The following is a 14458-nucleotide window of genomic DNA, read 5'->3' as shown; positions in this document are numbered from 1 at the left end:
TTTTATTGATCCGCGCTCCACCGTGTTCTACACTCCCTCATTTACTCATTTTCCCTACTCCTCTCTCTTCCGTTGCGGCCACCGCCGCTGTGTGTCCGCGCGGCCGCGCGGCGCGCCGTTCCCGCGTATCGATCCCGCAGGCCGCCACGTACCCCACGTACCTCCGCTGGCCGCCGCGTGTCCCCGCGTGTCCCCGCGTATCTCCGTGGGTCCGGCGGGGCTTGGCGGGTCTTCCGCGGGTCTACGGGGCGGGTGTGGTGTTTCTACGGGTTGGCCGGGGCGGTGTTCTTGCGGTGGCGGGTGTAGTGGCGCTGGGTCTTGGCGCGGTTGCCGCAGCCGGCCATGGAGCACCAGCGCCGGCCGCCGTTCTTGGAGACGTCGTAGAAGTGCAGGACGCACTCGGGGTTGGCGCATTTGCGGATGCGGTCGGGGTGTTCTTCCAGCAGCCGCAGGTAGGCCTCGGCGGCGCTCCAGGCCGCGAGCCAGGCGGGGGAGTCGGTGTCGATGACGCTCTCGGGGCCTTCGGGGCCCAGCAGGCGCTGGATCCGACCGTGCCGGAGGGTCTCATTCAGGCCGTTGGCCGCCTGCTCGTGATCGTCGTGCTCGCCGTGCTCGTCGAGGAGCCGGCCGATCGCGGCGCGGGTGACGAGGAGCGCGTCGCGGGTCTCCGGGGTGTCGGGAACCGTGCCGGCGAACCCGGCGGCAGCCAGCCAGATGGATACCCCTCCAGGGTATTGCAGCAGGTCATGGCGTACCCCCTCGTCGATCCAGACGGTGTTGACCAGGTCCAGCGGCAGTGGCTCGGTGGTCAGGGGCCGGGGGTCGGCGCCGGGGGTCGGCTGCGGGTCTGTGCTCATCGGGGAGCCCCTTTCGTGTCGTGGTCCATGCGACCACATGGCCAGATTCAACCAGCAAAGCCAATTTCACCGGTTGACCATCCGTGAGTCAACCACTAACGTTCTTTTCACCGGTTGGGTCGGACGGAAAAGCCCGGCCCCCCACCCCTTTAAGGAAGGCACTTCCATGTCGCAGTCCCTCGCCGACAAGTCCCTGCAGACCGGCCACATCGGCCTGAACGTGACCAACATCGAGAAGTCGCTGCCCTTCTACATCCGGGTCTTCGGCTTCGAGATCCTGGCCGAGGGCAAGGACGACACCCAGCGCTGGGCGTTCCTCGCCCGTGACGGCCGCCTGGTGCTCACCCTGTGGCAGCAGAGCGACGCCGCCTTCTCCGCCGGCGCGGCCGGCCTGCACCACCTGTCCTTCCAGGTCGACACCATCGAGGACGTCAAGATCGCCGAGGGTGTCCTGCGCGAGCTCGGCGCGGACTTCGCCCACGAGGGCGTCGTCTCCCACGGTGAGGGCGCCGGCTCCGGCGGCATCTTCTTCACCGACCCCGACGGCATCCGCCTGGAGATCTACGCCCCGTCGGGCGCCGAGAACGCCCCGGCCCCGACCGGCGCCGCGCCCACCTGCGGCTTCTTCTAAACCGGGCAGGCGGTGGGCTGCCACCCCCGGGCAGCCCGCCCCCGACCCGCACCCCACCCCGCCCCGAAAGCCCGCACCCGCGGCCCCCGCACCCCCTCGGCGTCACCCCGCACCACACGCCCCACCCCGCACCAGCACCACACGCCACACCCCGCGCCACACACCCCGCGCCACACACCCCGCACCAGCACCACGCTCGGCACTCGCACCGCACGCGTACCAACCGGAAGGAGCCGGACATGGGCGTCTACCACTCGGGCGAACGCACCGTGCAGGAGCGCGCCGGCCTGCTCGACCACGCCGACTTCTCCTCCGCCGCCATCAAGAGCGAGATCCCCGACATCGCCCGGGGATTCCTCGCCGAACAGCCCATGCTCGTCATCGGCGCCACCGACGCCCACGGCGACGTCTGGGCCTCCCTGCTCACCGGCGAGCCCGGCTTCGTCACCGCCACCGGCCCCGCCGGCCTGGCCGTCACCACCACCCCCGCGGCCGGCGACCCCCTCCACGACACCCTCGCCGCCCCCGCCCACCTCGGCATGATCGCCATCGAGCCCGCCACCCGGCGCCGGATGCGTATGAACGGCCGCTCCCACCCCACCCCCGACGGCGGCCTGGACATCGCACTCGACCAGATCTACGCCAACTGCCCCAAGTACATTCAAAAACGCCAGCCGTCCCACGTGGCCGACCAGCCCGCCACCCCCCGGCACAGTCACGAACTCGGCGCCGAACAGCTCGAGTTCATCGCCGCGACGGACACCTTCTTCATTGCCACCGCCGACGCCGGCGGCAACGCCGACGCCTCCCACCGCGGCGGCAACCCCGGCTTCCTCCAGGCCCTCGGCCCCACCCGGCTGCGCTGGCCCGACTACGTCGGCAACGCCATGTTCGGCACGCTCGGCAACATCGAACTCAACCCCCGCGCCGGCCTGCTGCTGCCCGACTGGAGCACCGGCACCCTGCTCCAGCTCACCGGCACCGCCACCGTCGACTGGAACCCCGACCACACCGACGGACTGCCCGGAGCCCAGCGCGTCGTCGAGTTCACCATCGACCGCGTCGTGCAGACCGAGCACGCCTCCCCGCTGCGCTGGAGTGCCCCGCAGTACTCCCGCTTCAACCCGCCCGCACCCCAGCTTGTCCAAGGAGCACCAGCATGAGCGTGAAGATCACTGTCGACATGAACCTGTGCGAGAGCCACGGCCAGTGCGTCTTCGCCGCCCCCGAGGTCTTCTCCTTCGACGACGACGACTACCTCGTCTACGACGCCACCCCCGACCCCGCCCTGTACGACAAGGTCGTCAAGGCCGCCGCCGTCTGCCCCGTCCGCGCCATCCTCGTCGAAGGAACCCCGTGACCCCCCACACCCCCCAGGCACAGGGGACCCCCGGCCCGAGCGAGGTACCCGAGGCGTCCGACGCACGGGAGGTGTCGGGGGTGCCGGAGAGGATCGTCGTCGTCGGCGCGTCCCTGGCCGGCCTGCGCGCCGCCCAGGCCCTGCGCGAGGCCGGCCACCACGGCCCGCTCACCCTCATCGGCGCCGAACCCCACACGCCCTACGACCGGCCGCCGCTGTCCAAGGAACTCCTGCAGGGCCGCACCACCCCCGCCGGTCTCGCGCTGGAGGACACCGCCCCCCTCGCCCTGAACGAGTACTACGGGCGCCGCGCCGTCCACCTCGACACCGCCGCCCGCCTCGTCCACCTCGACGACGACACCACCCACCCCTACGACGCCCTGGTCATCGCCACCGGAGCCACCGCCCGCAGCTGGCCCGGCCCGCTGCCGGCCCGCGGCGTCCACACCCTGCGCACCCTCGACGACGCCCGCGCCCTCAAGACCGACCTCGACCCCGCCACCCCCCGGCACCTGCTGATCGCCGGCGGCGGATTCATCGGCTGCGAAATCGCCTCCGTCGCCCGCGAACTCGGCCACACCGTCACCCTCGTCACCCCCGAACCCCTCGTGCTGCACAGCGCGGTCGGCCCCGAAGCCGCCGCCTTCCTCACCCGCCTGCACCAGGACGCCGGCGTCGAGATCCTCACCGGCCACACCGTCACCGCCCTCACCGGCACCGGCCGCCCCACCCACGCCACCCTCACCGGCCCCGACGGCACCCGCACCCTGAGCGCCGACACCGTCCTGCTCGCCCTCGGCGCACTCCCGCACACCGACTGGCTGGCCACCTCCGGCCTGCGCCTCGACGGCGGTCTGGTCACCGACGCCTACACCCGCGTCCTGGACGTCCACGGACGCCCCCAGCCCCGCATCACCGCCGCCGGCGACATCACCCGCTTCCCCCACCCCCACACCCCCGACCTCATCAACCTCGGCCACTGGAGCAACGCCGCCGAACAGGCCCGCGCCGCCGCCCACAACCTGCTCCACCCCCACACCCCCGTCCCCTACCACCCGGTCGCCTCCTTCTGGTCCACCCAGTACGGCGTCCGCCTGCGCGCCGTCGGCCTGCCCCGGTACGCCGACCGCACCGAGGTACGCGAACTCGACCCCGAACGCCGCCGCCTCGACATCGCCTACTACCGCGACGACCGCCTCATCGGCGCCCTCACCGCCAACCGCGCCGCCCGCATCACCGCCTACCAGGCCCAGCTCGCCGACGACATCAGCCGCACCACCCTCACCCCGGCCTGACCCCGTCGCACAAGAGCGGCACCGCAACCGCGACCAACCGGGGGCACCACCGCATCAGCCCGCTCCCGCTCCCGCTCCTGCACCCCGCTCCCGCTCCTGTTCCCGGGGCCGGGCGGGCGAGGCACTGCGGGAGGGCGGCCGCGATGTACCGCAACCGGCCGGTGGCCGTGCGCGAGGCCGTAGCCGAGGCCGCGCGCGAGCGCTTCGTGCCGGGCCGCGACTGCCGCCGGAAGACCTCGTCGACGCCCCACACACGCTGCGCGACGGCACCGCAGGGAAAGATCCTCCCGCAAGCCGCAAGCCGCAAGCCGCAAGCCGCAAGCCGCAAGCCGCAAGCCGCAAGCCGCAAGCCGCAGGTCGGCCGGCCTCCTCAGTACCCCGGCCGCGGCCGGCGGAGAAACCCCGCCCCGCCCCCTTGCCGCCGCGGCCTTCTCCTTCGCCGGCCGGTGCTCCCGCACGCTTCAGAGCAGCGGTTCCCCGGCCCGGACGCCGACGGCCTCGGCGATGTGCCGGGCGGCCTGGCCGGGCGTCAGGTGCGTGGTGTCGACGACCTCGGCCTCGGCGTGCAGCCACGTACGGGCCGCCTGGGCGTACGGCTCCAGGTGCCGCAGCCGGAACGGCGAGTCGGGGCCGGTGACCGTGTCGCCCGCGATCCGCCGGCGCAGCGTGTCCGGGTCGGCGTGCAGGACGAAGTGCCGTACCTCGATGGCGTGTCGGGCGAGCCCCGCGCTGATCTCGCGCCAGTACGGCTCGAACAGGACGGTCATGGGCATCACCAGCGTGCCGCCGGTGTAGTCGAGTACGCGCCGGGCGGTCTCCACGACCAGCGGCCGCCATGGCGGCCAGTGCTGGAAGTTGTCCGTCCCGGGCAGTCCCGGCGTGATGTCCATGAGCGTCTCGCCGACTTTCTCGGCGTCCAGCACCCGCGCATCCAAGATCAGCTGCTGCACGAGCGCACTCGTCGTCGTCTTGCCCACACCGTGGGTGCCGTTGAGCCATACGATCATGCGGACCGACCCTAGCGCGGCCTGCTGCCACCACCCCCGTGCGAGCCGGCAATCGCCCCGGCCCGCCGGCCCCCTCCGTGAGGGCCCGTCCCGGTGATCAGCCGGCCTGCCCGTGAAGGCGGAGTACGGCATTGAGCGCGGCGGCGCCCTCGAGGAGCGCGAGCGAGCGGGCGGTCAGGGCGGTGTCCCTGCCGGCCAGCGCCGCGGCGACCTCCTCCATACGGCGGTGGCCGCGCAGCCGCGGCATCAGCGCGCGCAGGGGAGTGATGCGGTATCCGGCCAGGCGCAGCTGGTGCACGATCCGCGCGTCGCGCACCTGGGACGGCGTGTAGCGGCGGGCGGCGCGCACCGGGTCGCGGTCCGGGACGACAAGACCCTCCGCGTGCCAGTGCCGCAGCGTCGACGGCCGCACCCCGAGGGCGTCGGCGAGTTCGCTCACGCCCATCGAGTCCGACGCGCGGACCTGGCCGACCGGCTCGACGGCGATGGTCCGGGCGGCCTGTTCGGCCTCGTGCAGTGCGGCGCGTTCGGCGGCGAGCCGGGCGTGCGCGCTGTCGAGGAGCGCGAGCGCGTGCGCGGCGGACGGCCGGTGGAAGGCCCGCACGATTCTTTTGGCCTCGACGGGCCCCGTCCCCGCGGCCAGCGCCCGGTAGGCCAGCGCGGACCGCAGATGGATCTCCCCGTAGACCCGGTAGCCCGCGGCCGTACGCGCCGCGGGCGGAAGCACACCGTCACGCTCGAGATTGCGTACCTGCTGCACGCTGTACCCGGCCTGCCGCGCGACATCAGCAGGACGCAAACCACCCGATTTGAGACTAGGCACCCCCACACCCCCGCCCCTTGGTCTCGAAGTCTCCACCAGCACCTCAATGCCACGCTAGAGCACATGACCAAGGACGAGATCATCAGCTTCGTCAGCGGCCTCGACGGCGTCCTGACCCTCACCCCCGCACCCGGCGACGGCACACCGGAGATCAGCTGGGGCGACACCTTCTTCTCCTACGCGCCCGACGGCACCGCCCCGCCGGCCGGGCAGCCGTTCGCGACGATCGTGACCAAGAACCACCCCGGCGACGAGACCTCGCGCCTGGACCGCCCCGGCACCTTCCGCGTGAACATCGCCGCCGGAAAGGAAGCGTTCCGCCGGCACACCGGCCACACACCCCACGAACCCGCCCCCGCCACGTCCGACCCCGGCGCCACCGACACCGTGACGGCCCACCCCGTCTACGCCGCGGCCGCCTGGCTGGCCGTGGTGAACCCGGGCGAGCGCACCGAAGCCGCCACCCGCGACCTGCTGCGCACGGCCCACCGCCTCGCCCGCGCCCGCCACGACCGGCGCACCACACCGGCACCGCGATAACCCCGCCCCGCGCCCGGACCGGGGGAGCGGCACGAAGCACCCAGGCAGCCCCAGGCAGCCCCCAGGCCCGGGCCCGGACCCCCTGGTGGTGTCCCGCGCCCGCCGCCACCCGTCTACGCTGGGCCGACACGGTGTCACGACGAAGGACACGGCCGGACGACGGGGGTGGGCGGTGCACACGACACGCCTGCCCGCCCGCGCCCGGACCCACCACACCCCGCGCCCGTACGGCGGCAGGGCCCTGGCCCGGTTCCTCCCGGCGCTGCTGTACGCGCTGTGCGTCTTCCTCGCGGCACCGGCACCGGCACCGGCATCGGCATCGGCCCACGCGGCCGCATCCCTGCCCGCGCCCCTGCCGGCTTCGGCAGCCGCGGCCGCGGTCGCGGACGGTGTTTCGGCGGCGCCCGCCGACGACCCCCACCCCCACACCACCGGCCCCACCTCGGCGGCTTCGGCCGCCGAGGCCGCCGAACTCCCGGCCGCCGTCGAGCACACCGTACGGTTCCCGGCACCGCCCGCCGCGCCCCCGCTCCTGCGGACGGCCGGCGGCGAACCCGTACGCGGGCGCGTCGAAGCGGACCCGCGCCGCGAGCGCGCCCCGCCCGGCCTCCCGTACGACCCCCAGGCCCCCCGGGGTCCTCCCTCCACCCGGCACAGCTGACGCCTTTTCACCGCGCCGCCGTCCGGTCCCGAGGCATGCCCGCAAGCCGAAGCCCGTACCGCAAGCCCAAGCCGGCGAGCCCGCAGGCAGGAATGCCCGCAGGCAGGAATGCCCGCAGACGGGCATGTCCGTACGCGGGCTTGCTCGTACGCGGGCTTGCCCATGCCATGCCCTCCCGTCCGGCCGCGCGCGTAACCCCAGCTCGCCCGGCACGGCACCCGCCCCGCGCGCGTTCCGTGCCCCGCCCGTGGAGGACCCATGTCTTCGTCCGCCGCGCTCCGGCGTGCGCTGCTCGCGCTCGCCGTCGTCGCGCTCGCCCTGTGGACCGCCCTGACCACCCCGCCCCGCCTCGGACTCGATCTGCGCGGCGGCACCCGTATCGTCCTGGAGACCCAGGACACCCCCCAGCTCCGCGCCGACGCCGCGGCCACCGACCGCGCCCTGGAAGTGCTGCGCAAACGGGTCGACGGCCTCGGCGTCGCCGAACCCTCGCTCGCCCGCTCCGGAGAGAAGCGGATCGTCGTCGAACTCCCCGGCCTGCGCGACCCGCGCGAGGCCGCCGAAGTCATCGGCCGCACCGCCCAGCTGACCTTCCACCCCGTCGTCTCCGCCGCCGACGGTCCGGCCGGCCCGCCCGCCGCCGACGGCAGCCGGGTCCTGGCCGACCCCGACGCCGCCCCCAACCCCAACCCCAACCCCAGTCCCAGTCCCGACAAGGCCCCCGCCGCGGGTTCGGGCGGGTTCCTCGCACTCGCCGCCCCCGCCCTGACCGGCGACGGCGTCAAGAGCGCCGAGGCGGCCTTCGACACCACCGGCGCCCGCGGCTGGACGGTCGACCTCACCTTCCGCGGCGACGCCGCCGACGCCTGGGCCCGCCTCACCGGTCAGGCCGCCTGCGCCCCGGGCACCGACCCCGCCCGCCGGGTCGCGATCGTGCTCGACGACCGGATCGTCTCCGCCCCCGCGATGCAGACCGGCGTGCCCTGCGGCAGCGGCATCACCGGCGGCTCCACCCAGATCACCGGCGGCTTCTCCGCCGCCGAGGCCCGCGACCTGGCCGCGCTCGTCGAGGGCGGCGCGCTGCCCCTGCCCGTCACCACCGTCGAACAGAGCACCGTCGGCCCGACCCTCGGCGCCGACGCCATCCGCGCCAGCGCCCTGGCCGCCGTCATCGGCCTCGCCTGCACCGGCGTCTTCGTCATCGCCGTCTACCGGCTCCTCGGCTTCCTCGCCACGATCGCCCTCGCCCTGTACGGACTGATCTCCTACGCGGCGGTCGTCGCGCTCGGCGCCACCCTCACCCTGCCGGGGCTCGCCGGCTTCGTCCTCGCCGTCGGCATCGCCGTCGACGCCAACGTCCTCGTCTTCGAACGGGCCAGAGAGGAATACGCGGCCCTCGGCGACCCCACCCGCACCACCCGCCGTACCGGCACCACGGGCCGTACCGGCACCGGCGGTACCCGCCGCAAGGGCGCCACCACCCCGCTCACCCGCGCGACGCTCGGCCCCGACGCACTGGCCCGTGACCCGCGCCGCCCCCTGCACACCGCGTTCGGCAAGGCGTGGAGCGCGGTGGCCGACTCCAACATCACCACCCTCCTCGCCGCCGGCCTGCTCTTCGCCTTCGCCACCGGCCCCGTCAAGGGCTTCGGTGTGACCCTGGCCATCGGCGTCCTCGCCTCGATGATCACCGCCATGATCATCACCCGGCTCCTCGCCGACGCGGCCCTGCGTATCGGCGCCGTCCGGCGCAGGCCCGCCCTCACCGGCATGGCCGGCCTCGGCCGGCTGCGCACCCGGCTGAACCGCCGCCCCCCGCGCCTGATGCGCCGCCGGCGCACCTGGTACACCGCCGGCACCGCCCTGCTGCTGCTCGCCCTCGCCGGAATCGGCGTACGGGGCGTGGAGTTCGGCGTGGAGTTCACCGGCGGCCGCGACGTCCGCTACACCGCCACCCGCCCGGTCGACGCCGACACGGCCCGCGCGGCCGTCACCGCCGCGGGCTTCGCGGACGCCGTCGTCCAGACCACCGGCGACGGCGGCCGGGACATCACCGTACGGGTGGGGGACACCGCCGACACGGCCCAGACCCGCATCACCGAGGCCCTCACCAAGGCCGCCGGCCCCTTGACCGTCGAACGCGACGACCTGATCGGCCCCAGCCTCGGCGGCGAACTGCGCACCCACGCCCTCCTCGCCCTCGGGCTCGCCGTCGCCGCCCAGCTCCTCTACCTGTCCATCCGCTTCCGCTGGACCTACGCCGCGGCCGCGGTCGCCGCCATGGCCCAGGACGTCCTGCTGGTCATCGGACTGTTCGCCTGGCTCGGCAAACCGGTGGACAGCGTCTTCCTGGCCGCGCTGCTGACCGTCGTCGGCTACTCGGTCAACGACTCCGTCGTGGTCCTGGACCGGCTGCGCGAACTGCGCCGCAAGGGCGGCCGGATCCCGCTCGCGGACCTCGCCGACCGGGCCGTCGCCCAGACCCTGCCCCGCACGGTCAACACCGGCATGGGCGCGCTGTTCGTCCTCATGGCCCTCGCGGTCCTCGGCGGCGACACCCTCGCGGACTTCTCCGTGGCCCTGCTGGCCGGTGTCGTCCTCGGCATGGCCTCGACCGTCTTCACCGCCCTGCCCCTCGCGGTCACCCTGGAAAGCCGCAGCCCCGCGCCCGTCCGCGCGGTCCGCGAGAAGACCACCGACCCGACAGGCGCGGTCGTCTGACAGGGGAGCGGGCGCGCGGCCACCCAGGCCGCGGGCCCGCCACTCCCCGCTTCCGGCCGGGGCGACCCCCGCCCCCGGAGCCGGCCCGGCCCGCTTCCCCGGCCCGCTTCCCCGACCCGCCTTTCCCGCCCCGCCCCGCCCCTTGCGGCCCCTGCCGCCACCGGCCCGGACCCCTGCCGGACCGCCCCCACCCCCTACCGGCCCCGGACCCGGCCCCAGCCGACCGCGTGGCGTGATCGTCCCGGCCGAAAACCAGCTGTCACGCGTCCGGAAGCGTGCCGTAGGAATGGCCTGCCATGTCCGACCGGCACCCTTTTCGTATCCAAGGAGACCGCTGTGACCCGTCTGCGCACCACCGCCATGGCCCTCGCCGGTACCGCGGCGATGTTCGCGCTCAGTGCCGCTCCCGCCCAGGCCGCGCCCGGAGACGTGACCACGACCTGCGCGAGCAGCGCCACCCCCGCCGGCTACGTCGACGTCAACTGGGGTTACAGCCCGAGCTGCGGCACCCAGAACTTCGCCCCGAACATCAAGCAGATCAAGCAGCTGACCGGCCTGCCCGTGGGCACCGTCGTCGAGGCGTGCGGCTCCACCTACTACCCGGCCGGCTGGGTGGCGACCGCCTCGTACTACAGCAGCGGCTGCGTCGCCTTCCCCAACGGCGGCTTCAACAACAACGCCTGGACCCTCAAGCGCGTCTCCTGACCGCCCGGCCTCCGGCCCACCGCGCCCGGCCTCCGGCCCACCGCGCCCGTCCTGCCACCGCGCCCGTCCGCCCGAAGCACCCAGCGGACGGGCGCGCTGAGCAACCCCCGGCACGCGAACAGCCCGCCCGAACGGACACCCCACGGCGTCACCACCACCCCGCCACCCCTCCCTTGGCCTTCTCGCCACGCCCGCAGGGGTACGGGGCCGCGCTCGCCGCAGTCGCGCGCGGGGGGAACAACCGTCGACGACGCCGGCCGCAGCAGGCCCTCCCGCCGCACCGCCCTCCCCGGGCGCGTACCACCGGCGCGTACCACCGGCGCACCCCCCCAGGCCCCTTTCGCCCGCGCCACCGCCGGCGTACCGGCGCTTTGCCGGCGCCACCAGTGCCCCACACCCGCCGCCCCACCGGCGCCGAACCGGCGGGCAAGGAGCGGGGAAGGGGCGCATCCCCTCACCACCCGGCAACACGACACGGCGCGCTCCTCGGGCGCTTCCCCTGCCTCTTCACACCCCCACCAGCAACGATTACACAGAGTAGTTGCGGGGGTAGGTGTCGGCTTACCCGCTCCAGGCCACAGCGGGCGGCCACCACCACAGGAGACGCCATGTCCCACATCACCGGAACGGTGCAGACGCTGTCGCCCCCGGTCACCGTCGGCCCCGCGTCAGGAGCCCCACCGACCTCACCGGGCACGTGGTCCTACGACTTTCCCTGGGTCCCCGCACCCTCCGGCACCAAACTCGTCATCCTGCACTTCACCGGGGTCAGCCTGCCCGCCGCCAACCGCCTCGAGGTCGACCTCGGCTACGGCACGGACGTGTTCACCTCCGCAGACGGCCCCGACTTCTGGACCCGCCCCGTCAACGTGTACGCCTTCCCGGCCGGCCGCGTCCCGATCCGCTACATCACCAACGGCTCGACCACCGGCGGCGCCACCCTCGACCGCTACGCGCGCGGGGAACGCCACGCCGGCCAGCAGGACCCGACCGCCTTCTCCAACAGCGACCCGTTCCTGGGCGACGCGCTCTACACGGAACCGAAGTACGACCCGTTCTGGTTCTGCAACACCCCGCCGAACTGGGAGAACGCCGCCTGCGCCACCCCCGCGACGGACGTGCGCGCCCGCGTGGCGAAAAGCGTCGGAATGATCGTCATGGTCAGCCAGGGCATCCTGTCGACCTGCTCGGTGACCCTGATCGAACCCAACGTGGTCCTGACCGCCGGCCACTGCCTGGAAGACGTCGCCGCGGAAGCCGCCTCCGCCTCGGTCACCTTCGACTACGCCACCGACTGCGCCGGTAACCGCCCGCCCGGATACGCGGCCCGCTTCCACAAAGTCGTCAAGGTCCTCGGCCACCAGTGGGACCCGAACAGCGGCGTCGACTACACCCTGCTCCAGCTGAAAGTACCGGCGGCGGGCCTCGGTCTGACCCCCGTTCCCGTCCGCCCCGACCTGCCGGGCGCGGGTGAGCAGGTCTTCGGCATCCACCACCCCAACGGGGCGGTGAAGAAACTGTCGCCCCCGCACACCGCGTTCGCCGCCACCCTGGCGAGCTCGGCCCGCGCCCTCGACGTCAACGTCGACGTGTCGGGCGGCAGCTCGGGCTCCGGACTGTTCGACTCCGCCGGCCGGATCGTCGGCATCCTGTCCAACGGCGGCAAATGCCTGCTGCACTACTACCCGACCGCGAGCATGCTCGGCCAGCTCGCCAACCCGCCCGGACCGCAGACCAGCCGCGACGTGATGGTCGTCCTCGACCGCTCCGGCAGCATGCAGGACACTGCCGGAACCGGCCGCGACCGCACCAAGATCGAGGAAGCCCGCGACGCCGCCTCCCTGTTCGTCCGCCTGGTCCGCGCCGGCAGCGGCAACCGCCTCGGCCTGGTGTCGTTCTCCACCACCGCGACCTCACCCGTCGACTTCGCCCTCGCCCCGGTCTCCGACACCACCAAGAACACCCTCACCGGCCCCCCGCCCTACACCGGCGGCATCATCGGCGCCCTCGACCCCGGCGGCGCGACCACCATCGGCGGCGCGCTCGCGGCCGCCCGCGACCAACTGCCCCCCGCCACCAACCCGCGCTCGGTCCTGCTGCTCACCGACGGCCTGCAGAACACACCCCCCATGGTCGCCGACATCGAGAACACCCTCGGCGGCATCGATGTCGACGCCGTCGGCTTCGGCACCGAGACCAGCCTCGACGGCGCCCTGCTCACCCGCCTCACCCAGGACCACGACGGCCTGTACACGCGGGCCGGCAACGGACTGGCGCTGAAGAAGTTCTTCGGCCTCGCCTTCGGCAACATCTTCGAAGCCGGCGCGCTGATGGACCCCGAGTACGACATGCCCGCCGCGATCCGCCGCGGCGACCCCATCCCCTTCCAGGTCTGCGGGGAAGAGGCGCTGACCGTGATCATCGGCTGGGACAACCCCGACGGCGACCTCCTGATCGCCCTGCGCACCCCGGCCGGCGACTACGTCTCCACCGCCTCCACCTCCGGCGCGACCTGGTCCTTCGTCCGCGTCCCGCTGCCCTACGCCCAGCAGCGCGACGGCCAGTGGACCGTCCAGGTCTACCGGCCCGGCGGCGGCGAGTTCCCCCCGCCGGGCGTAGACCTGCGCTACTTCGTCCAGGTCGTCGCCTCCGGCGGACCCCGCCTCGACCCGGTGACCGCACCCCGCCGCCACTACACCGGCGACACCGTCAACCCGATGGTCTTCCTCCACTACGGCCAGGGCGGCAGCCCGCCCGCCGCCCGCGCCGACCTCACCGTCACCCGGCCCGCCGCCGGCGCCGGCAACATCCTGTCCCAAGCCGGCCTCGGCGCCCCCGTGACCGTCGGCGGCGACACCCTCCCACCGCGCCAGTCGACCCTGCGCACCCTGGAAAAGGCCGCGGGCCACCCCCTGTTCACCTACACCACCGACACCTTCCCCCTCTTCGACGACCCCGCCCACACCGACGGCACCTTCGAGCCGGCCGGCCTGTTCGGCAACCCGCTGCCCGAACTGCTTACTGTCGAAGGCGACTACACCTTCCACGCCCGCGCGGTCTACGGCGAAGGCTGCGCGTCCAGCCGCGAGACCCAGTGGACCGTCCACGTCGACGTCTCCGTCGACCCCGCCCACACCACCACCACCGTCACCGGCGGCCCCACCGGCGGCACCCTCACCCTGGTCCCGCGCGACCGCTACGGCAACCGGCTCGGCCCCGGCCGCACCGACGGCCTCCCCCTCACCGCCGCCCCGGGCACCACCCTGACCGGCCCGGTCACCGACAACGGCGACGGCAGCTACACCGTGCCCGTCACCTGGACCGCGGGCACCCCCGGCGCCCCGGCGGTCATCGTCTCCCAGCCCGGCCGCCCGCCCGTCCTCGTCAACGGCACCCCCCTGCCCCCGGGCGGCACCCCCTGCGAGCCGTGCTGCGGCGGCGCCCTCACCACCCTCCTGCGCACCCTGTGCCACTGCCTCACCCAGCCGCCCCGCCCGCCCCACGACCCCTGCGACCCCCACGACCCCTGCGGCCACGGCCACGACGGCCACCACCCCAAGCCGCCCGGGACCCACCACGACACCGACACCGGCACCGGCACCGGCACCGGCAAGGGCTGCTGCGGCGGCTGACCCGTACCCCTCACCCCCTGACCGGGACGGCCCGGGACCGCGTACACGCGGCCCCGGGCCGCCCCGCTTCCGGGGCGCGGCCGGCACGGGGACGACGGGGTCACGGACGTGTGGCGACCGGGCCGTCCGGGCCTCCCCGCCCGCGCCCGGAAAGGAGTCACGAGGTCCTTACCGAAGGCGACGTCAATTCTCGTATGATGACCAAGACTTGCCCAAGAATGATCAA

At 73.9% G+C, this 14458-nt stretch carries 12 protein-coding genes; 9 read left to right on the top strand and 3 right to left on the bottom strand.

Annotated elements, in window-relative coordinates:
- Positions 1-263: 263 nt before the first annotated feature.
- A complete protein-coding gene (locus ABZ693_RS30365; protein WP_359883859.1) occupies positions 264-857 on the bottom strand; it encodes a CGNR zinc finger domain-containing protein in 594 nt (197 codons plus the stop codon).
- A gap of 166 nt (positions 858-1023) precedes the next feature.
- On the opposite strand from ABZ693_RS30365, the gene ABZ693_RS30360 reads away from it, so the two are divergent.
- The 4 genes from ABZ693_RS30360 (at position 1024) to ABZ693_RS30345 (ending at position 4143) form a co-directional block, all read left to right on the top strand.
- Positions 1024-1488 carry a VOC family protein gene (locus ABZ693_RS30360; protein ID WP_359883857.1) on the top strand — a complete coding sequence of 155 codons (465 nt, stop codon included), beginning with the start codon at positions 1024-1026 and terminating at the stop codon, positions 1486-1488.
- Between the two features lie 239 nt (positions 1489-1727).
- Positions 1728-2651, top strand: coding sequence for a pyridoxamine 5'-phosphate oxidase family protein (locus ABZ693_RS30355; protein WP_359883854.1), 924 nt, complete (start codon positions 1728-1730; stop codon positions 2649-2651).
- Positions 2652-2653: 2 nt separating this feature from the next.
- The gene (locus tag ABZ693_RS30350; protein WP_359883867.1) at positions 2654-2848 is read left to right on the top strand and encodes a ferredoxin; all 195 of its coding nucleotides are present in this window, start codon (positions 2654-2656) and stop codon (positions 2846-2848) included.
- A complete protein-coding gene (locus ABZ693_RS30345) occupies positions 2845-4143 on the top strand; it encodes an NAD(P)/FAD-dependent oxidoreductase (RefSeq protein ID WP_359883851.1) in 1299 nt (432 codons plus the stop codon). Before ABZ693_RS30350 ends, ABZ693_RS30345 begins: the two co-directional genes overlap by 4 nt.
- A gap of 461 nt (positions 4144-4604) precedes the next feature.
- Here ABZ693_RS30345 and ABZ693_RS30340 read toward each other — a convergent pair whose 3' ends face one another.
- Both ABZ693_RS30340 and ABZ693_RS30335 read right to left on the bottom strand, forming a co-directional pair.
- Positions 4605-5150 (bottom strand): AAA family ATPase, encoded by a 546-nt coding sequence (locus ABZ693_RS30340; RefSeq protein ID WP_359883848.1) that lies wholly within the window; start codon positions 5148-5150, stop codon positions 4605-4607.
- A 97-nt stretch (positions 5151-5247) separates the two neighbouring features.
- A complete protein-coding gene (locus ABZ693_RS30335; protein ID WP_359883846.1) occupies positions 5248-5973 on the bottom strand; it encodes a MerR family transcriptional regulator in 726 nt (241 codons plus the stop codon).
- Between the two features lie 63 nt (positions 5974-6036).
- On the opposite strand from ABZ693_RS30335, the gene ABZ693_RS30330 reads away from it, so the two are divergent.
- The 5 genes from ABZ693_RS30330 (at position 6037) to ABZ693_RS30310 (ending at position 14232) form a co-directional block, all read left to right on the top strand.
- On the top strand, positions 6037-6513 hold the full coding sequence (locus ABZ693_RS30330; protein ID WP_359883843.1) for a DUF6194 family protein: 477 nt from the start codon (positions 6037-6039) through the stop codon (positions 6511-6513).
- 172 nt (positions 6514-6685) lie between these two features.
- A complete protein-coding gene (locus tag ABZ693_RS30325) occupies positions 6686-7174 on the top strand; it encodes a hypothetical protein (RefSeq protein ID WP_359883840.1) in 489 nt (162 codons plus the stop codon).
- A gap of 258 nt (positions 7175-7432) precedes the next feature.
- Positions 7433-9895, top strand: coding sequence for a protein translocase subunit SecD (secD, locus tag ABZ693_RS30320; protein WP_359883838.1), 2463 nt, complete (start codon positions 7433-7435; stop codon positions 9893-9895).
- Positions 9896-10231: 336 nt separating this feature from the next.
- Positions 10232-10600 (top strand): hypothetical protein, encoded by a 369-nt coding sequence (locus ABZ693_RS30315; RefSeq protein ID WP_359883836.1) that lies wholly within the window; start codon positions 10232-10234, stop codon positions 10598-10600.
- Positions 10601-11208: 608 nt separating this feature from the next.
- A complete protein-coding gene (locus ABZ693_RS30310; RefSeq protein ID WP_359883833.1) occupies positions 11209-14232 on the top strand; it encodes a trypsin-like peptidase domain-containing protein in 3024 nt (1007 codons plus the stop codon).
- Positions 14233-14458: the final 226 nt, after the last annotated feature.

It is taken from the genome of Streptomyces laurentii (assembly GCF_040635425.1).
GTDB classification, from domain to species: domain Bacteria; phylum Actinomycetota; class Actinomycetes; order Streptomycetales; family Streptomycetaceae; genus Streptomyces; species Streptomyces laurentii.
The sequence above is the reverse complement of the archived record's forward strand: the minus strand, read 5'-3'. Positions and strand labels throughout refer to the sequence as shown.